This is a genomic window from Candidatus Desulfofervidus auxilii (genome assembly GCF_001577525.1).
GTDB lineage: Bacteria > Desulfobacterota > Desulfofervidia > Desulfofervidales > Desulfofervidaceae > Desulfofervidus > Desulfofervidus auxilii.
The window spans coordinates 1,442,618-1,460,168 of sequence record NZ_CP013015.1 but is presented as its reverse complement, the minus strand read 5'-3'; the positions used below and the strand labels follow the sequence as shown (position 1 = coordinate 1,460,168).

General features: G+C 38.5%; 21 protein-coding genes and 1 pseudogene. 17 read left to right on the top strand and 5 right to left on the bottom strand.

Annotated features, from left to right (window positions below; genetic code table 11):
• Positions 1 to 38: 38 nt before the first annotated feature.
• From HS1_RS07370 to HS1_RS07360, 3 genes are read left to right on the top strand one after another with little or no spacing between them, the layout of a single operon-like run.
• On the top strand, positions 39 to 377 hold the full coding sequence (locus HS1_RS07370; protein WP_066063063.1) for a DUF2325 domain-containing protein: 339 nt from the start codon (positions 39 to 41) through the stop codon (positions 375 to 377).
• Positions 352 to 585 (top strand): hypothetical protein, encoded by a 234-nt coding sequence (locus HS1_RS07365; RefSeq protein ID WP_066063061.1) that lies wholly within the window; start codon positions 352 to 354, stop codon positions 583 to 585. The genes HS1_RS07370 and HS1_RS07365 overlap by 26 nt, the downstream gene beginning before the upstream one ends.
• 9 nt (positions 586 to 594) lie before the next feature.
• On the top strand, positions 595 to 936 hold the full coding sequence (locus tag HS1_RS07360; protein ID WP_066063058.1) for a GlsB/YeaQ/YmgE family stress response membrane protein: 342 nt from the start codon (positions 595 to 597) through the stop codon (positions 934 to 936).
• A gap of 37 nt (positions 937 to 973) precedes the next feature.
• Here the strand turns inward: HS1_RS07360 and HS1_RS07355 are convergent, their stop codons facing one another.
• Positions 974 to 1,204 (bottom strand): FeoA family protein, encoded by a 231-nt coding sequence (locus HS1_RS07355; protein ID WP_066063055.1) that lies wholly within the window; start codon positions 1,202 to 1,204, stop codon positions 974 to 976.
• A gap of 159 nt (positions 1,205 to 1,363) precedes the next feature.
• On the opposite strand from HS1_RS07355, the gene HS1_RS07350 reads away from it, so the two are divergent.
• The 6 genes from HS1_RS07350 to HS1_RS07330 all read left to right on the top strand — a co-directional run bounded on the left by HS1_RS07350 (position 1,364) and on the right by HS1_RS07330 (position 6,506).
• Positions 1,364 to 1,591: a FeoA family protein gene (locus tag HS1_RS07350; RefSeq protein WP_066063052.1), complete on the top strand. Its 228-nt coding sequence runs from the start codon at positions 1,364 to 1,366 to the stop codon at positions 1,589 to 1,591.
• Positions 1,588 to 2,844, top strand: coding sequence for a ferrous iron transport protein B (gene feoB, locus HS1_RS13760; RefSeq protein WP_281178268.1), 1,257 nt, complete (start codon positions 1,588 to 1,590; stop codon positions 2,842 to 2,844). The genes HS1_RS07350 and feoB overlap by 4 nt, the downstream gene beginning before the upstream one ends.
• A gap of 87 nt (positions 2,845 to 2,931) precedes the next feature.
• The gene (locus HS1_RS13755; RefSeq protein ID WP_281178267.1) at positions 2,932 to 4,095 is read left to right on the top strand and encodes a nucleoside recognition domain-containing protein; all 1,164 of its coding nucleotides are present in this window, start codon (positions 2,932 to 2,934) and stop codon (positions 4,093 to 4,095) included.
• A 15-nt stretch (positions 4,096 to 4,110) separates the two neighbouring features.
• Complete coding sequence (locus HS1_RS07340) at positions 4,111 to 4,431, top strand: hypothetical protein (protein ID WP_066063050.1); 321 nt, start codon at positions 4,111 to 4,113, stop codon at positions 4,429 to 4,431.
• A 15-nt stretch (positions 4,432 to 4,446) separates the two neighbouring features.
• A complete protein-coding gene (locus HS1_RS07335; RefSeq protein ID WP_066063046.1) occupies positions 4,447 to 5,265 on the top strand; it encodes a DUF4198 domain-containing protein in 819 nt (272 codons plus the stop codon).
• A gap of 110 nt (positions 5,266 to 5,375) precedes the next feature.
• Positions 5,376 to 6,506, top strand: a complete 1,131-nt coding sequence (locus tag HS1_RS07330) for an LbtU family siderophore porin (protein WP_066063043.1) — start codon at positions 5,376 to 5,378, stop codon at positions 6,504 to 6,506.
• Positions 6,507 to 7,063: 557 nt separating this feature from the next.
• Here HS1_RS07330 and HS1_RS07325 read toward each other — a convergent pair.
• The 3 genes from HS1_RS07325 to HS1_RS07315 are packed head-to-tail and all read right to left on the bottom strand — an operon-like array spanning position 7,064 to position 9,288.
• Complete coding sequence (locus tag HS1_RS07325) at positions 7,064 to 7,927, bottom strand: lysophospholipid acyltransferase family protein (RefSeq protein WP_066063040.1); 864 nt, start codon at positions 7,925 to 7,927, stop codon at positions 7,064 to 7,066.
• Entirely contained in the window at positions 7,917 to 8,684 is a 768-nt protein-coding gene (locus tag HS1_RS07320) for a tRNA (adenine-N1)-methyltransferase (RefSeq protein WP_066063036.1), read from the bottom strand. Before HS1_RS07320 ends, HS1_RS07325 begins: the two co-directional genes overlap by 11 nt.
• Positions 8,685 to 8,688: 4 nt before the next feature.
• The gene (locus HS1_RS07315) at positions 8,689 to 9,288 is read right to left on the bottom strand and encodes a CBS and ACT domain-containing protein (RefSeq protein WP_066063033.1); all 600 of its coding nucleotides are present in this window, start codon (positions 9,286 to 9,288) and stop codon (positions 8,689 to 8,691) included.
• A 153-nt stretch (positions 9,289 to 9,441) separates the two neighbouring features.
• On the opposite strand from HS1_RS07315, the gene HS1_RS07310 reads away from it, so the two are divergent.
• The 5 genes from HS1_RS07310 (at position 9,442) to HS1_RS07285 (ending at position 14,481) form a co-directional block, all read left to right on the top strand.
• A complete protein-coding gene (locus HS1_RS07310) occupies positions 9,442 to 10,302 on the top strand; it encodes a M23 family metallopeptidase (RefSeq protein ID WP_066063030.1) in 861 nt (286 codons plus the stop codon).
• A complete protein-coding gene (locus HS1_RS07305; protein WP_066063026.1) occupies positions 10,289 to 10,471 on the top strand; it encodes a polymer-forming cytoskeletal protein in 183 nt (60 codons plus the stop codon). Before HS1_RS07310 ends, HS1_RS07305 begins: the two co-directional genes overlap by 14 nt.
• Before the next feature lie 271 nt (positions 10,472 to 10,742).
• Positions 10,743 to 12,197, top strand: coding sequence for an Asp-tRNA(Asn)/Glu-tRNA(Gln) amidotransferase subunit GatA (gatA, locus tag HS1_RS07295; protein ID WP_066063020.1), 1,455 nt, complete (start codon positions 10,743 to 10,745; stop codon positions 12,195 to 12,197).
• Between the two features lie 18 nt (positions 12,198 to 12,215).
• Positions 12,216 to 13,706 carry a leucyl aminopeptidase gene (locus HS1_RS07290; RefSeq protein ID WP_066063017.1) on the top strand — a complete coding sequence of 497 codons (1,491 nt, stop codon included), beginning with the start codon at positions 12,216 to 12,218 and terminating at the stop codon, positions 13,704 to 13,706.
• Entirely contained in the window at positions 13,690 to 14,481 is a 792-nt protein-coding gene (locus HS1_RS07285; protein WP_066063012.1) for an SDR family oxidoreductase, read from the top strand. The genes HS1_RS07290 and HS1_RS07285 overlap by 17 nt, the downstream gene beginning before the upstream one ends.
• On the opposite strand, the gene HS1_RS07280 is transcribed toward HS1_RS07285, so the two are convergent.
• A complete protein-coding gene (locus HS1_RS07280; RefSeq protein WP_066063009.1) occupies positions 14,441 to 15,751 on the bottom strand; it encodes a hypothetical protein in 1,311 nt (436 codons plus the stop codon). The genes HS1_RS07285 and HS1_RS07280 overlap by 41 nt on opposite strands.
• A gap of 80 nt (positions 15,752 to 15,831) precedes the next feature.
• Here HS1_RS07280 and HS1_RS07275 point away from each other — a divergent pair, with 80 nt between their 5' ends.
• From HS1_RS07275 to HS1_RS13425, 3 genes and pseudogenes are all read left to right on the top strand, one after another.
• Positions 15,832 to 16,608, top strand: a complete 777-nt coding sequence (locus HS1_RS07275) for an inositol monophosphatase family protein (protein ID WP_066063006.1) — start codon at positions 15,832 to 15,834, stop codon at positions 16,606 to 16,608.
• Positions 16,605 to 16,811: a hypothetical protein gene (locus HS1_RS07270; protein WP_066063002.1), complete on the top strand. Its 207-nt coding sequence runs from the start codon at positions 16,605 to 16,607 to the stop codon at positions 16,809 to 16,811. Before HS1_RS07275 ends, HS1_RS07270 begins: the two co-directional genes overlap by 4 nt.
• A 536-nt stretch (positions 16,812 to 17,347) precedes the next feature.
• A pseudogene (locus HS1_RS13425) lies at positions 17,348 to 17,551 on the top strand (hypothetical protein); the annotation flags it as partial.

Genomic DNA, 17,551 nt, shown 5'->3' with positions numbered 1-17,551 from the left:
ATAAACAAATTTAATTATTTAAACTCAAGGAGGTTCTTATGGGCAAGTCGGTTTTAGTTGTAGGAGGATTGGATCGGTTAGCCAGCCGTTACGAAGAAACGGTTTGTGCTTCTAAGTGTCGGTTTTATCACCATTGTGGGGACTGTAATGGGGGGAAGAGAAAATTGTACAGATTAGTAGAGCGGGCTGATGTTATTTTTTGTCCAATTGATATTACCTCTCATACAGCCTGTGTCCTGATTAAAAAGAGGTGCAAAAAGCAGGGAAAGCCCTTTTTCTTTTTGAGGAGTTCCAGTCTTTCTCTTTTTAAAAAGGCCTTAAATAAATGGTTAGAAAAACAAGGGGGTAGCCATGAAGCTCTCATACTCAGGGCATAAATGCATTGAAGCAATCCAGATTCAGCGTATGGAAGCCATAAGTTTTCTGGCAGCAGGCCTTTCACATGATATCAACAATTTGCTGATGGGCGTCTTACATTATACCTATGCCATTGAAAGAATGAATTTCAACATGATTTACAGAATGTTAGATATTTTAATAAAATTAAAATTTAATGATAGTAGGTGGAAGCAAAATAAAACATAGGAGGAGACCATGACAGAGATAGGTTTTTTATCATTTTTGGTGCTTTTAGTAATTAGTATCGTTGTTGCATTGTTAATGCAATATGTAGCCAGGATTGAGCCTATAAAGGGAATAAGGGGGCTGATTAATAACATATGTGTGGGTTTTATTGGGGCCTGGCTAGGCCATCCTATTTTTGGGCATTGGTTTAAACCTGTTAGAATTTGGGATGTTTACATAATTCCAGCTTTACTAGGTGCAGCACTTCTTATTTATATCTTCTCTACAATTATGGAATTTGTTTTGAAGGCACTGACAGAAATTAAAACAACATCTCCAGAAGTTAAAGAAGCATCAGCAGAAGGTGAATAAAAAATCGGTAAATAGGTGAATAGGTTAACGGACTTGCTTATTCGCTTACTATGATTTTCTGGGCTACACCCCAGCCAAGGGCAAGCCTTGTATCCTTTATTGATATCCGCACAGGGCCTGGACGTGAATTACTGAGCACCTTTATGGTAACCCCTGGAATGAGCCCTAGGCTAAAGAGTCTTGCCTGTAGACCCCTGCCTGCATTTATGGCTACTACTGTCACTTCCTTGCTTCCATCTACCATACTGAGTGGGATTAAGCCATTCATTTTCCACCTTTAACTGTCTACATTTGTTAATATTAAAACCTTAATTCAAAAATTAAATTTTGTCAAACCTCTTGACAAGAAAAAAATTTTGTGATAAGTGGCTTAACCAAGCTACATTATTTAATTTAGTTAAATTAAATTGATTTAGAGAGAGGTAAAGTGGCATCATTAGATGAGATAAAGCCTGGTCAAGAATGCCGCATTATAAAGGTAAATATAGGCGGTGCTACAGGGCAGCGCCTAATGGACATGGGCTTTATGCCTGGAACAAAGGTAAAGGTAGTGCGTAATGCACCACTTATAGACCCAGTTGATTTTTATATTAGAGGATATCATGTCAGCCTCCGTCATTCAGAGGCTAGAGGTATTGAGGTGGAACCATTATGAAAAAGGAAAGAATTATAGTAGCAGTTGCCGGCCAGCCAAATTCTGGTAAGTCCACTATTTTTAACCTCCTTACTGGGGCTAGGCAGCATGTGGCCAATTATCCTGGTGTAACTGTTGAGAAGAAGACTGGAGTATTTAAGTTTCAAGGAGATAGGATAGAACTGGTTGATTTGCCTGGTACCTATAGCCTTACCTCATACACATTAGAAGAGCGCATAGCAAGGGATTTTCTCCTCCATGAAAGGCCAAAATTGGTAGTTGATATAGTAGATGCATCAAATCTTGAAAGAAATCTCTATTTTGCATTTCAGCTTGGTGAGATGGGAATTCCATTGGTAATTGATTTAAACATGATGGATGTAGCAAAAAGCAGGGGACTTGAGATAGATATATACAAATTGAGCAGACAGTTGGGGGTTCCAGTAATCCCAACAATTGGTAATAAAGGGAAAGGGAAAAAAGAAATTCAGAAGGCAATATGGGACGTTGCCAAGGGAAATATCCATTCTAGCCTTATCCGCATTAATTATGGTAATGCCCTAGAGCCTATACTATCCTCCTTAGAAAAAAGGCTTTCAGAAGAATCTGCACTCTCTCAAGGCTATCCCCTAAGGTGGCTTGCTGTAAAGCTTATGGAAGGTGATAGTGAGGCAGAAAGGCTTGTTCAAGAGCGATTAAAAGATGGGAAGGAAATCCTAGATTATGTAAAAAAAGAAAGGGAGAGATTTATATCTCAATATAAAGAGGCCCCCGAGAAGGTCATCGCCCAAAGGCGTTATCTTACTGCAGAGAAGATTGTAGAAGGTGTCATTAAGAGAAAAAAGGAAGTAACCTTAACCCTATCTGATAAGATTGATAAAGTTGTCTGCCATAAGGTCTTTGGTTTTATTATCCTGGCTGCTGTTATCTATGGTCTATATGAACTCTCTATAGTCCAAGGCTACAATATTACCAATTATACCTGGCCCATTTTGGCCTCCTTTAGAAACCTTATGGCAAAAATCCTTCCCCATGAGGGGTTTATCTTTGACCCACTCCTTCGTTCAGTACCTTTAGGGGTCATTGATGGGATTGTGGCAGTCCTAAATTATGTCCCTATCTTTCTTATCCTCTTTGCCTTAATAGCCATACTGGAAGATACAGGCTATATGGCGCGTATGGCATTTATCTTAGACCGTATCTTTAGGCGTTTTGGCCTCCATGGACAATCTACTCTGCCTTATATATTGGGTGGTGTATATGTAGGTGGCTGAGCTATACCAGGTGTCATGGCGTGCCGTGGCATAAAGGATGAAAGGGCCCGTATGGCAACAATACTTACTGTACCTCTTATGAATTGTATGGCCAAGATCCCACTCTATGTACTCTTAATTGGTATGTTCTTTGCTGCATATAAGGCACCTACCATGTTTTTTATAGCCACAATCACACTAATCATAGCCCTTGGTGTAGCTAAGGCCTTAAACATTACTGTGCTTAAGGGAAAAGAAAGTGCTCCATTTGTAATGGAGCTTCCTCCTTATCATATCCCTACAATTTCTGGTGTCTTACGCCGTTGTTTAGAAAGGACATGGCTATTTGTAAGAAAGGTTATAACCATCATTATCGCAGTAGCCACTATTGTCTATGCACTCATTAGCATGCCTGGAATAAGTAAAGAGAGAAAGGCCTATTATGAAAAAAGGGCAAATCAGGCAATTGAAAAGTTTTATAGGGAAATAGGAAAAGACAATCCATATGCCAAGCGCTTGGCTGGCGAAGGGCTTATGGAATTTACCAGATATTGGGACTCATATAAGGTTGCTATGATGAGGGCAAAGGGGAAGGAGGCAAAAAGGGCTATTGATGAAAAGTTTAGGGCCAAAAATATTGAATTTTACAAGATAGTGAAAAAGGGAAAGTATAAACTTGAGGGGAAAAAGATAAAGGATGATAAAGATGCAAAAAAGGTCTATAAGGCATACAAGAAACTTGCCCGGGTAAGAAAGAAACTCAGGCGTGACATCAAGGATGAGACAGTCATATCAAGCTTTCTGGGGCGTGTTGGCCGTGCTATAGAGCCATTTACAAGATTTGCAGGATTTAACTGGCGCATAAATATTGCTCTCATTAGCTCCTTTGCAGCAAAGGAAAATTCTGTAGCAACCCTGGGGAGCATTTATCAATCTTCACCAGGTGAAGAGGCACAACTTGGGGAGAGGATGAAGAGGAAAGAGACGGGTTGGACACCACTTCATGCCTTGGCCATAATGCTTTTTATGGCCATGTATCCTCCCTGCATTCCTACACTGATCATGGTGCGGTTGGAGACCGGAAGCACAAAATGGATGTTATTTGCCACAATCTACCCCATTATATTGGGGCTTATAATAGCAATCCTTGTGTTCACGGGAGGAAATCTTTTAGGACTTTCAGGAATTCAGGCAATGGTTGCCTTTTATGTCTTGGCAATAATATGCACAGCAATAATGGGATTTATCAAAAGAGAACCAAAAATTGCATAGAAAGGAGGTGAGATAATGAAAAGGGCCTTAATTTGTTTATTTGGTCTTATAGTTATGGTGTTTTTGGCTAATTATTCCTATGCCCACACCCCGCTTTGCTCTTGTTGTGACAATGGAGATGGCACTGTGACATGTGAGGGTGGATTCTCTGATGGTTCTTCTGCTGCTGGCGTAAGTATGACTGTGTTGGATAAGAGTGGAAAGGTATTGATAAAGGGAAAGATGAATGAAGATAGTGAATTTACCTTTAAAAAGCCAGATGTCCCTTATACAGTGGTCTTTGATGCAGGGCCAGGTCATGCAGTTAAGGTAGATAGTAAAGACATCACTGAATAGAAAGGAGGATAAGAGATGAAAAAAATTATGTTATTAAGTATGGTATTTGTATTTATGCTAAGTATTTCTGCATTTGCCCATTTTCAGATGATTTATAGCCCGGACAGCGTCCCGAAAACGAAAAAGATTAATCTCAAGCTGATCTTCACCCACCCATTTGAGGCAGGTCACACCATGGACATTGGAAAAGATGAAAAGGGTGAGATACACCCACCCATAGCGTTTGGCGTAATGCACAAGGGAAAGAAAAGGGATTTATTAAAAAAACTAAGGCCAATTACCTTTAGGAGTTTGACCAATAGCGGTAGGGCTTATGAGGCTGATGTTAAACTAAAAGGCATGGGGGATCATGTCTTCTATTTTGTGCCTGCTCCCTATTATGAACCTTCAGAAGACATATATATACAGCATTGCACCAAGGTCATTTTCAACGTGGCTGGTGCACCAACAGATTGGGACGCAGCAGTAGGTGACCCTCTGCCGGTTGAGATTATCCCTTTGGACAAACCTTATGCCCTGTGGGTGGGTAATGTGTTCCGCGGTGTGGTCACATGCGGTGGCAAACCAGTGCCCAACGCTGAGATCGAAGTGGAGTACATGAACCATGATATCAAGGGGAATGCCTTTGTTAAGGAAGCCAAGGTAGAGGCTCCTCATGATGCATTTGTTACCCAGACTATCAAGGCAGACTCAAATGGTGTATTTACCTTTGGTCTTCCCAGGGCAGGCTGGTGGGGCTTTGCAGCCCTGGGTGCAGGCGGGGATCTAAAACACAACGGAAAGGAACTTTCCCAGGATGCAGTCATCTGGGTTCAGGTATGGGAGATGAAATAATTAAGCACAGTGATTAGGGTAACAGGATTGTTAAACTCATTTAAGACAAAGGGGTGTCAGCAAAACGATTGGTTTTGCTAAAAAATTTAAAAATTAAGTAGGAGGGAGTCATGAAAAAAGTAGGCACATTGTTGGCGGTTTTTATGCTTTTTAGTAGTCTTTGTTTTGCTGAGGTAGAAAAGGGCATTATTGATACTATAGCTAAGAGAATAGAGTTTCACGGTGAATTAGAAGCTGGTTTTTGGCTAGAAAGTATTGGTCATAAAAATGTGAAGGGTAGAGTAGAAGATTCAGAAATTCAGCTTACTACTGCAGCATTGGCTATAGAGGCAGAGGTGGCTGACTGGATAAATGTTGCTGTAGTGCCTCTGTTTGAAGTAGACGAATTCTTTATAGATGAGGGTCATGTCACGCTGGGACCAACAGAGAATATACCTTTATATCTTACTGCTGGCTTACTTTATCACCCCTTTGGGAAAAGAGAAGAATATACACACTTTCCAGATGACCCATTTATAAACTTGCCACTCACCCTTTATTTTGGTGAAATTTGGGACCCAGGTGTTATCATTGGGTATACTCAGGACTTTGGGCCTTCTAATATTACCCTAGAGGGTTTTGCGGTTTATGCAGATGTAAGTGATAGTGAAGAAAACAGGCAGGTAGATACCTTTGGTTTTAATCTGTGTTATAACATCTCAACAGAAGACTATAGTTTTGAAATAGGAGGTTCTTGGATCAATAATGTGCTTGATTCCTCCGGGTTCAAAGATTACTTTGATGAAGAAGGTGCATGGGATGGAGAATTTAGAACTGAAAAAGACATTGATGGAGTAGCTGTTTATGCTAGCGGTGAATATAGAGGTCTATATTTTACTGCAGAATATATGACTGCCACATCAACACTTGAAAGACAAGGACTTATTGGACGTTCTGGGGAAAAAGGAGCACGTCCTAGAGTCTGGGGAGTGGAAGTAGGTGCTGCGCTTGAGAATTATGTGCCTTTACCCAAACCAGTAGAGGTGATGTTTAGATATGAAGGTTCTTTAGATGCTCAGGAAATTTATGAAATACCCAGGAATAGATATGCAGTTGGTGCCAATATTGGCCTCCATGATTACCTTACCTGGTCTCTAGCTTATGCTTATAATGATTATAATGAAGGATATGGTGGAGGAGATCCTACTGGTAATCCAACTAATGGCTCTTTATTCTTTACCCAAATGGCAATAGAATTTTAATCAAAGAAAATCAAGGGAGGCAAAGTCCTCCCTTGACAGGCTGTTGAAAAAAATCAGATGCACATTAAGACATTTTATTCCTTTACCCAACGTGTTTCCTAGTTTAGCACGCTGCTTCGCTTGCTGTCAAAGCTGCTCCGTTTCACTCCGCACCCTTTGGGCTTACGGCTTTGACAGCGCTTTGTAGCGTGCTCCTGAAAAATTAAGGTTGGCGAGAAAGAAAAAAATTTTCCCTTTCAACCAACTCTACTTTTTAAAAAAGTAGATTGCGGAGTGCCATCAAGACTGGCGAAAGCCACCCTGAAAGGGCCTGGTCTTGATGGCTTAACGGAGCAATCTGCTAGGCTATAAATAGGTTGGTAAAGTTAACCTTGTTGACAGCAAAAGATGTGAAGGCAAATTTTTTTGACCTTGTGATTATTCTATTTACAGGCCTCTATGGTTTGATCGCTGCCGTGATTATAAAACCAGAACCCTGGATTAAGAAAATAAACTAAATATTGTGCCTGCACCAGCTTAAACTCGCCAGTGACTCCATATGTTTAGATATGAAGGCTCTATAATCGTTTGTAATCAATATATTTCTTAAAACGTCGATGCCACCACCAGTATTGCTCTGGATAACGACGGGCATATAATTCAATGCGTTGCATTAAGTAGATAAGGTTGTTATCTATATTTCGCCCCAATTTTAGTGGGGGTTCAATAAATACCTGATGGTAAAAATTAGATTCATCTAAGATAAACACAGGTAAAATAGATGCACCTGTTTTTTTGGCCAGAAGCACTGGCCCCCTGGGAGTGGGAACTGAATACCCAAAAAAGGGAATCATTGCCCGATGTTGAGGGGCATTTTGGTCTAATTGTAAAAAAAGCAGTCCTCCTTGACGAAGGTGTCTTAAGGCCTCACGGGCTGCTTTTTTTCTTCCCCGAGCTTGGATAAAACGAAACCCAAATTTTTTAGAAAGAGATTCAAACAATTCAGCTAAAGGACCTCTCTTGGGTATTTTGGCAATAGTTGCTACACGATAACCCTTTAAGGCCAAATAAATTATAAATAGGGGGAAGTTACCCATATGAGCGCTCACAGTAATAACTCCCTTACCCTTAAGATAGGCAGCTTTTAAATACTCCTCTCCTACAAAAACAAAGTGGGTAGAGAAAAAATCAGGAGATAAATAAAGAGATTTCCCTGTTTCCAATACTCCTCTGATAAATAAAAACAAGTTTTTTCTTAAAATCTTATCTCTTTCTTTGGGAGAAAGACTTTCCCCCAAAGCTAGTTTTAGATTAGCTAAAGCGAATCTCCGACGTTTACCAAGCCCAAAGTAAGCTGAAAGCGCAATAAATTTAGCCAAAGGCTCAATGGCCGAAAAAGGAAGCATTTTCAAAACAGTTTCTATAAACCATTTACTTATCATTTACCTTCCTAGCAAAGATGAGATAGCCTGTGTGGGCTACCATTCTATCTTCTGGTCGCAATCTCTCTGCTACTGTCTTATAACGGCGTAAAAGGATTTCTATAATTTCTATATCTTTAAACAAGTTTTTTTCAAGAAACTTCAATGATTCCGTTATTTGATTGGTAGTGGGTACTAAGATGCCCAATACACATCCTCCTTTTAAGGCTTCCCACGCATGATGAAAATACATCCATGGCGTTTTTACATCCAAAAATATGGCATCCACATTTTTTTCATCAAATCCATTTCCTATATTTTTATGTTTCAACTCCACCCATTCTTTTAACCCGACATAATTTAAGTTTTCTAAACATACTTTCAAAAAACGCTCCTCTTTTTCATAACTGTAAACACGGCCATTAGGTCTTACCCACCAAGCAAGGGCTAGAGTTAAAGCACCACTCCCACTCCCACATTCTATTACCCTACTACCTGGTTTGATGCCTAATCGTATAAGGATATAGCCCAATTCTTTAGGATAAATAATTTGAGTAATACGCTTAATACGGAAAATGAGGTCATAAAGAGTGGGTTTTACGGTAATAAATGGTATATTTTTGTGGGTATAAATTACATCTCCAGGTGAAATTTGAGTTAATGCTTCTAAATTAATCTCCCCATGATGAGTGCTAAACTTTTTGGGCCCTATCCGGACTAAGAAACGTTTCCCCTCAGGTGAGAGGATTAACACCAAATCATTTGGTTGCCATCGCATTTTTTTAAGGGAAAGTAGAGATTACTTTATAACCAGAGGTGGAAAGTGCCTTCACAATAGGTTTTAAATCGCATTTTTCTAAACGGAAGGCATAAATTGTTTCCTCTTCGTTGGGTAAGATACCTAGGCTGATGATGCGGCCATGATGGTTAGAAATAATATCACATACTTCTTTAAAGGCATTAGGAGCATCTCCAATGGCTATATCCAGCCGTGAACCAGCCATAAGAATTCCCATTATTTCAATAAAGGCTCTAAGGATATCAGTAGTGGTAATAATTCCTGCCACCTTTTTCCCTTCTATTACTGGCAATCCGCCTATTTTATATTGATAAATTAACTTAGCTGCAGTTTCAATGTCTGTATCAGGACTTACTACCACAGGTTCAGTAATCATTGCATCCTTTACCTTAATATCTTCTAACATAGCGGGAATGAGAAGTGGACGTAAATCACTCTCAGTAACAAATCCTACAAATTGACCTTTCTCAACCACAGGGAGATGTCTAATAGAATACTTTTCCATAAGCTGGAGTGCTTCCTTGATGTCAGTTTTCTTAGTTACAGTGATGACTTTTGTGGCCATCCATTTAGAAACATGCATGGCTTCTTTTTAAAGCAAAGCCAGAAAGTTGTCAATTGCTAAACCATAAATTTTGTCTTATTTGCTAACATTACTCGGGAACTTCAGCAGTTTTTATTGACAATTAATGAGAAACTTTATATGTATTTCCTAAAAACTTAAGGAGTGATGGGCATGAAAAGGGTCTGGAATCTGTTTTTAATGCCAATAAGTATAATAGTTGTGCCCTCTAAAAAGAAAAAATTTTTTAAAAGAGTTTTTCCTTTATGGGGATTAATACTGCTGGGTGTTTTTTCCTTAGCAATCATGGTTGGGGCAATAAGCTTAACCTATTATAAATTGCACCAGTCAGAAAAAGAACTTGTTTTTTGGCAAAATAAATATCAACAAGATGTAGCTTCTCTTAAAAACACATTAGTTCAGTTGAAACAGACCGAGCAAAAACTGAGGAGTTTATTGAAATTGGGCTCCAAAGAAGAAATTATCAAGCAGGCTGAATTCAAAGACCTGCCTTCATCAAGTGGGGCGGTAGAAATAGAAGATATAAAACAAGAGATAGAAAAGAGAATAAGAAGCATTTCTTCTTTAAAGGTATATTTAAAAAGACAAAAATCTATCTATCTGGCAACCCCACTAGGTTGGCCTACATCAGGCTATATTTCTTCTTCCTTTGGTTGGCGGATTCATCCTATAACGGGCTTAAAGGATTTCCATCATGGTGTGGATATTGCAGCTTCCATAGGCACACCTGTAAAGTCCACCGCTAATGGTATAGTGGTTTATACAGGTAGAACAAAAGGAAATGGCAATTTTGTTATCATTGAGCATGGATGTGGTTATTCTACCCTTTATGCACATTTAAAGAAATACATTGTTAAAGAAGGACAAGAAGTAAAAAGAGGAGATGTTATTGGCTATATAGGTTCAACGGGCTTAAGCACAGGGTCTCATCTTCATTATGAGGTTTGGAAAAATAAAAAAAGGATAAATCCCTTACCTTATATCAAAGAAAAAATAAATTTTGCTCAAGGATAAAAAGGAATTACATCTGGAAGGTAGATTGGAAGGAAACATAAAGGCAGATTGGTTAACAGTGGGACAAAAAGCAGAGATAGAAACAAACAAAGTTACCATTTGGGGTAAGGTTACTTGGGAAAATTGTAGCCAAGGAAATTATAGAAATTCAGGAAACAGGGATTTTTGAAGGGGAATTACATACTGACAGACTAGCCATCACAGAAGGCGGCATTTTTGAGGGCAGGGTATTTCATTTAAAAGAAAAATCAGTTTGTTCCCTTTGCCTGCCTGCCGTCGGGCAGGCCTGCCCGACGGCAGGCGGGTGGGTTTTCTTTTAAAGTTATTACGAATTTTGGTTTATTTGACAGGAGACACAATTTTTGATATGTTCCAAATACTTTTAAGGAAAAAAAGGAAGTATACTACCTCTCAAAGAGTGATATCCCAAAGGAATTTAAATGCTCAATAAAAAGACTATTTGGGAGTTGCAAGACTTGCTTCACAAAGGGGAGGTTAAGCCTCAAGAAATTGTAGAGGATGTCTTTCAACAGATTGAAAGAGTAGAAGAAAGGTTAGGGGCGTATATTACCCTTACTAAAGAATTCGCCTTTAAACAAGCAGAAGAGGCAGAAAATAGATTGATAAAAAAAGAAGGTATTACTCCTTTAACCGGGATACCCCTAGCTATTAAAGACAATATTTGCACAGAAGGTGTTAAAACTACCTGTGCCTCTAAAATTTTATATAACTTTATTCCTCCTTATGATGCCACAGTTATAAAACACCTTAAAAATGCAGGTTCAATTATGGTGGGAAAGACTAATATGGACGAATTTGCCATGGGTTCTTCTACTGAAAATTCAGCCATAAAGATTACTCACAACCCCTGGGATTTGGAAAGAGTGCCTGGAGGCTCTAGTGGAGGTTCGGCGGTGGCTGTAGCGGCAGATGAATGTGTAGGGGCATTGGGTTCAGATACCGGGGGCTCTATTCGTCAGCCTGCCTCTTTTTGTGGGGTGGTAGGCTTAAAACCTACTTATGGTCTTGTTTCTCGCTTTGGTCTAATAGCCTTTGCTTCTTCTTTAGACCAGATCGGGCCCTTAACCAAGGACGTGAGAGATGCAGCCATTTTGCTTTCTGTTATTGCTGGACATGATGAAAGAGATTCTACCTCTGCCCTGATAGAAGGAAAAGATTATACTCAACATCTAGATTTAGAGATAAAGGGCTGTCGAATTGGGATAGTCAAAGAAATACAAGGTGAAGAGTTAGATAAGGATGTTCAAAAGGTAATAGCAAAGACTATAAACACACTTTGTGATTTAGGTGCAGAGATAGTAGAAATTTCCTTACCTCATTTGGAATACGCGGTGGCAGTATATTATATTATTGCCCCGGCTGAAGCTAGTTCCAATCTAGCCCGCTATGATGGAGTGAAATATGGTTTCCGAGATAAAACTGCTAAGAACTTGATAGAAATGTATTGTCAAACAAGGTCTCTAGGTTTTGGTTCAGAGGTAAAACGCCGGATTATGTTAGGCACCTATGCCCTTTCCGCAGGATATTATGAGGCCTATTATAAAAAGGCCTCCCAAGTGAGGACTTTGATTAAGCAAGACTTTATGCAAACGTTTGAAAAATGTGATTTTATACTTACACCTGTTACTCCCACCCCTGCCTTTAAGATCGGAGAAAAAGTAGATGACCCATTGCAAATGTATCTTTCAGATATATTTACTATTCCTATAAATTTAGCTGGTTTACCTGCTATTTCACTACCTGGCGGTTTTAGTCAAGATGGTTTACCTATAGGTCTACAAATTATAGGACCGCATTTTAGCGAAGTAAACTTACTCCAAACTGCCTATCAAATTGAGCAGGCAATAAACTTAAATAAAAAACCCAAATTATAAAATAAAAGGAGCTATTGTATGGAGTTTAACTTAGTAGGAAAGGATGTGCTTCGTTTGAAGGGTGACGTCTTAGTGGTAGGAGTGTATAAAAAACAGCATTTAACCCCAATAGCAGAAGTAGTAAATAAGGCCATGTCTTCTCTTTTAAAAGATTTTTTAAAGGATATTCACTTTGAAGCAGAAGCAGGTGAAGCGGTATTTATGCCTGGGCATAAAGAGGTAAAGTTCAAAAATATTGTGGTGGTGGGGCTTGGAGAAAAAGAAAAACTTAACTCAGATACCATCCGCAAGGCAGCAAATGTGGGGTTAAAAAAGGCCAAGGAATTGAAAAATAAAGATGTATATTTTGAAGTCTTAGGAGAAGAGATTTTGGGTGAGAAAAGTGCCCAATTTCTAACCGAGGGAATAATATTAGGAGATTATCGATTTAAAAAATATAAAAAACCTAATAAAGAAGAAATAGAGATAGAACAAGTCCAGGTCTTAGCTGAAAAAGAGTATAAAGAGTACATCCAGATAGGTAAAATATTAGCTGAAGCCACCAATTTTACTAGAGAAATTGTTAATGAACCAGGTAATGTAGTTAAGCCTATGGATTTGGCTAACATTTCCCAAAAATTAGCCCAAGAACATGGTTTGGTATGCGAAATATATGACAAAAACCGCCTAGAAAAAGAAGGTATGAATGGTATTGTGGCCGTAGGGCAAGGAAGTGAACATCCTCCTTGCTTTATCCATCTTGTTTATAAAGGAGAAAGGCCTCAGAAAAAAGTGGTTTTAATTGGCAAAGGCATCACCTTTGACAGTGGAGGTTTAGACCTCAAGCCGGAAAAATTTATGAAGACCATGAAGTGTGATAAATCTGGAGCATGTGCAGTATTAGGCATTATAAAGGCAGTAGCAGAGTTAAAATTAAATTTGGAAATCCATGGGCTTATCCCAACTGCCGAAAATATGCCTGGTGGTAATGCCTTTAGGCCAGATGACATCATTGTGTTTAAAAATGGTAAAAGTGTTGAAATTGGGAATACTGATGCCGAAGGTAGGCTTATATTAGCCGATGCCTTAATTTATGGTTCAAATTTAAAACCTGAGGTAATGGTGGACATGGCTACCCTGACTGGAGCATGTATGGTGGCCTTAGGACGTTATACCACTGGTATTTTTTGTAGTAATGAAAGGCTAGTAAGCCTTTTCCAAAATATAGGACAAGAAATGGGAGATAAATTTTGGCCCCTTCCTTTAGATGAAGAACTTAAAGAGGAAATTAAGGGCACTTTTAGTGATATTAAAAATATAGGTTCCCGTTATGGAGGGGCTATCACTGCGGCTTTGTTTTTAAAGGAATTTGTGGGTGAAGAGGTAAAAAATTGGGTGCATCTTGATATTGCTGGCCCTGCATTTTTAGAAAAAGAATGGAAATATTATGCCGAAGGGGCAACTGGAGTGCCTGTGCGCACCATCATTCATTGGTTAATAAAAGGAGCTGACATTGGAACTGGGTCTTAGGGATAAAATTGCTCTTGTAGCTGGCGCTAGTAAAGGATTAGGGAAGGCTATTGCCTTGGGATTGGCTAAAGAAGGAGCAAAGGTAGCCATTTGTGCCCGTCATAAAGACCTCTTAGAAACCACGGCCCATGAGATAGAAAGTATTTTAGGCAGTGAAGTTTTACCTATTAAGGCGGATGTATCTATATCCAAAGAGGCAAGAAAATTTGTTCAAAAAGCAGTTAATTATTGGGGGACGGTTCACATCTTAGTAACCAATGCAGGTGGACCTCCACCTGCTTATTTTGAGGAAACTACAGAACAAATGTGGGAACAGGCCTTTCACCTTACCTTAATGAGTGCCTTAAACATGGCTTGGGAAGCTATCCCTTATATGCGTAAACAAAAATGGGGGCGTATTATTGCCATGACTTCTATTTCCGTAAAGCAGCCCATTGGGCGTTTAATGTTGTCTAATAGCCTTAGGGCAGCCGTAGTGGGTTGGACAAAAACTTTGGCTGATGAAGTGGCCAAGGATAATATCTTAGTAAATAGCGTATGTCCTGGTTATACTCTTACGCAAAGAGTGAAGGTCTTGGCTCAAAACTTGGCCCAAGAAAAAAATACTCAATCAAAAGAAATCTTTAAAAACTGGGAAGAAAAAATCCCCCTTGGCCGTCTGGCCTCACCTGAAGAAATTGCCAATTTAGTGGTATTTTTAGCTTCAGAGCGAGCTAGTTATCTAACTGGAAATATTATTCAAGTAGATGGTGGTTATTATCGGGGATTGACATAATTCTTTGCAAAGGATGACGCAAATCAGATGGAATGAAGGCTATTTTTTGGATATTATTTAATTTTTTAATATGACCCACAAACAGTAATCCTCTTGCCCTGGAAATACCAATCACACTTTTAGGCGGTCTCTCACGCCAATAAAAGCCATCTTGGTTATCATTTCCAAAAATGTTAATTAAATATTCATAAGGACATATTCCATTTGCCTCTAAAATAAAACTCAAAGCTCTTTGAGCAGAAAAGTGGAGTTCTTGAACTATTTGTTTTAGATTTGACTCCTTTTTTAAAAAATTACTAATAGCCTGAACATATTGAGTTTTATTTCTACAATCATCAGTTAGACCTGAAAATGTATATATAGCTTCTAGCCACTCTATGGGCTGTTTCTCTAATACAGTGACTAAATCCATATCAGGAGAAAGAATCATTCTTTCGGTTTCCTTACGCCATCCAGCCATCAAGGCTTCAGAAAGGTTGCTGGGTAAAGGATTAATCGCTTGGTCTTCATCTATATCATCAAAATGATTCCAATTTTTATTGAGGTATAGCCGGATGACTTCTTCCTTGTTACCCAGTCCCTCTAGTAATTCTAGTAATTTTGCCTCAGTTTGGTCAAAGAGCAAATAAAGTTGTTTTTTTATTTTTTTTAATGTGGTAAATGAGCATGTTGTTTCTAAAAAAATAAGAAAATTACTTAATTTATCTATAAGTTGGGTAAGATGAGATAAAGTTTTTGTCATAAAGGGGTTAATCGTTTCTGTTTTCTCTACTGCTCGTAAAAGACGAAATCCTGTATCTAAAATGGTTAAGATTTCCTGTTCTAATTTTAGTTTGTAATCCTGAAATTGACATTCCAAACAAGTTCTATCTAAACCCCATAAACTTAACCAGTCATCTGATATTTTATCATCTTTTGATGCTAAATTAATATTTTGATAACTATATGCTCTAAATCTAATTGCTTCTTTCAAGTCATCTTCCAAAATTTTTTTACCTTCTTCAACGCGCTCCTTGGTCAAGCATTCTAAGACACATCTTTTTTTATAAATTTTTACTAAACCAAAAATTTCTTTCTTATCTGAACCCAACCACGCAACCAAGTAATTCCCATTTTTCTCTAATTCAATCCGAAAGTGTGAATGAGTTTTTAAAAAGGAAACAAGTCTCTCCCTTTGGTGGATGTCAAAGTAGGCCTTACTTAATAAAAGAGCATGTTTTCTAGCATCAACACAGTTTTCAAATAGGTTGAGGATTGAGTGCTCAAGCATGCTCTTGCTTTTACCTTAATCTGGGCTTATAACATAATTTTTAAAAAGAGTAAATAGGGAAATTTTACTATGGAGAAAAAATGAAAGAGTTTTATCATTTTGGTATAGATATATCTTTAAAGGCAGGAGAGGAAATTTTGAATTTACTCCCTAGAATTCATGAAATTAGTTATAAAGGAGCGATCAATTTAGTTACAGAAGCAGATTTAAAAAGCGAAGCCATTATTAAAAAGGCTATCAGGAAACGCTACCCAAATCATACCATTCTAGCAGAGGAAAGTGGATTGGAAGAAAGGGGAGATATAAGATGGGTCATTGATCCCCTAGATGGCACCACCAATTTTGCTCATGGTCTGCCTTGGTTTTGCACTTCTCTTGCCTTAGAAGTGGAGGGAGAAATTGTCTTGGGGATAGTATATAATCCTGTTTTAAAGGAGTGTTTTTCAGCCATTAAGGAGAAAGGGGCTTTTTTAAATCAAAAACCAATAAGGGTTTCCCAGACCAAAGAATTGGGCAAAGCCCTCTTGGCAACTGGTTTCCCCTATGATATTCAACAAAATCCTGAACCAGTGATGACCAGATTTAGAAATATGATTATGCACGCCAGGGGAGTGCGCCGCGCTGGTTCTGCTGCCCTAGATTTGTGTTATGTAGCTTGTGGTCGTTTTGATGGTTTTTGGGAAGAGCGATTACATCCTTGGGATACCGCAGCTGGGATGTTGATTGTTCAGGAAGCAGGCGGGAGAGTATCTGATTTTTCTAACAATTTTTATTCCATTTATGGTAAGGAGATTTTAGCCACCAATGGATTTTTACATAGAGATATGTTAAAAATTCTCCAGGGGAGAAATTTATGAAAAAGATTAAGGTAAAAATAATTAAGTCTGAGGAATTGGAAGGCCGGCTTCATTGTTTTGGTGACTTTAACCCTGAAGATACAATATGCTTAAAATATTGTGCTTTAAATATCCACTGTGCTATTGCCAAACAGGATTATTTTGCCTTTCAAGTGATGGATGAATCCATAGCTTCTTTCATCCAATTAAATAAACATGAATAAGTGAGGTAACCTAAGCGTTTTTCTGGATTTCTTTTCTACAGCTCTTTACCTTTTGTCAAAGGAATAAGCCCAAAGGGTGCGAAGTGAAACCAGCAGCTTTGAGAGCAAGCGAAGCGGCGTGCTAAAGAACAAACGTTTAAATATATGGTCTAAAAAATCCAAATTTCAAAATCCAAATGCCAAATGAAATCCAAAGGCCAAAATGCCAAAACATTAAATCAGTGAGTAGTGAAATAGTGATGGAATGAAATAGCCAAATGTAGTGGAATTGGGGTCTATAATTAAAAGTGAGAGTAAAAAATAGGGAATGAAATTAAGAAGCCTTCTTTATGTGATATAAATGATAAATGGCTAGGGGAACATTTGTGGCTAACGGGGTCAGTCAATAATGTTGAATTATTGTGACTCGGTTTGAATTGCCGGATGTTCTCCTGCCAATACCCTGTCTAATGGAAAGGTGCCTTTAAGTGGCTATTATAGACGGGATAAAGGTATTGGCAGAGCCATAAAATATCAAACATAAAGGAGGGTGAGGCGTGAAAAGGTTATCTGGAGGAATCGATATTGGCAGTGATAATCATCACATAATTATCATGGATGATGAAGAACAGATTTTGTATGACCAGAAGATAGCACACAAATTCAGTGAATTTTATAAGGCAGTTAGAGAATTTAGAGAGATTGAGAAAAGAGAAGGTGGGATAATATCATTTGCAATTGAAGGAAAGAATGGATACGGA

What these genes read in the sequence shown, in the direction of transcription:
- HS1_RS07370 (WP_066063063.1), top strand. Translation starts at nt 39, where the DNA reads ATGGGCAAGTCGGTTTTAGTTGTAGGAGGATTGGATCGGTTAGCCAGC.
- HS1_RS07365 (WP_066063061.1), top strand. Translation starts at nt 352, where the DNA reads ATGAAGCTCTCATACTCAGGGCATAAATGCATTGAAGCAATCCAGATT.
- HS1_RS07360 (WP_066063058.1), top strand. Translation starts at nt 595, where the DNA reads ATGACAGAGATAGGTTTTTTATCATTTTTGGTGCTTTTAGTAATTAGT.
- HS1_RS07355 (WP_066063055.1), bottom strand. Translation starts at nt 1,204, where the DNA reads ATGAATGGCTTAATCCCACTCAGTATGGTAGATGGAAGCAAGGAAGTG.
- feoB (WP_281178268.1), top strand. Translation starts at nt 1,588, where the DNA reads ATGAAAAAGGAAAGAATTATAGTAGCAGTTGCCGGCCAGCCAAATTCT.
- HS1_RS13755 (WP_281178267.1), top strand. Translation starts at nt 2,932, where the DNA reads ATGGCCAAGATCCCACTCTATGTACTCTTAATTGGTATGTTCTTTGCT.
- HS1_RS07340 (WP_066063050.1), top strand. Translation starts at nt 4,111, where the DNA reads ATGAAAAGGGCCTTAATTTGTTTATTTGGTCTTATAGTTATGGTGTTT.
- HS1_RS07335 (WP_066063046.1), top strand. Translation starts at nt 4,447, where the DNA reads ATGAAAAAAATTATGTTATTAAGTATGGTATTTGTATTTATGCTAAGT.
- HS1_RS07330 (WP_066063043.1), top strand. Translation starts at nt 5,376, where the DNA reads ATGAAAAAAGTAGGCACATTGTTGGCGGTTTTTATGCTTTTTAGTAGT.
- HS1_RS07325 (WP_066063040.1), bottom strand. Translation starts at nt 7,927, where the DNA reads ATGATAAGTAAATGGTTTATAGAAACTGTTTTGAAAATGCTTCCTTTT.
- HS1_RS07320 (WP_066063036.1), bottom strand. Translation starts at nt 8,684, where the DNA reads ATGCGATGGCAACCAAATGATTTGGTGTTAATCCTCTCACCTGAGGGG.
- HS1_RS07315 (WP_066063033.1), bottom strand. Translation starts at nt 9,288, where the DNA reads ATGCATGTTTCTAAATGGATGGCCACAAAAGTCATCACTGTAACTAAG.
- HS1_RS07310 (WP_066063030.1), top strand. Translation starts at nt 9,442, where the DNA reads ATGAAAAGGGTCTGGAATCTGTTTTTAATGCCAATAAGTATAATAGTT.
- gatA (WP_066063020.1), top strand. Translation starts at nt 10,743, where the DNA reads ATGCTCAATAAAAAGACTATTTGGGAGTTGCAAGACTTGCTTCACAAA.
- HS1_RS07290 (WP_066063017.1), top strand. Translation starts at nt 12,216, where the DNA reads ATGGAGTTTAACTTAGTAGGAAAGGATGTGCTTCGTTTGAAGGGTGAC.
- HS1_RS07280 (WP_066063009.1), bottom strand. Translation starts at nt 15,751, where the DNA reads ATGCTTGAGCACTCAATCCTCAACCTATTTGAAAACTGTGTTGATGCT.
- HS1_RS07275 (WP_066063006.1), top strand. Translation starts at nt 15,832, where the DNA reads ATGAAAGAGTTTTATCATTTTGGTATAGATATATCTTTAAAGGCAGGA.
- HS1_RS07270 (WP_066063002.1), top strand. Translation starts at nt 16,605, where the DNA reads ATGAAAAAGATTAAGGTAAAAATAATTAAGTCTGAGGAATTGGAAGGC.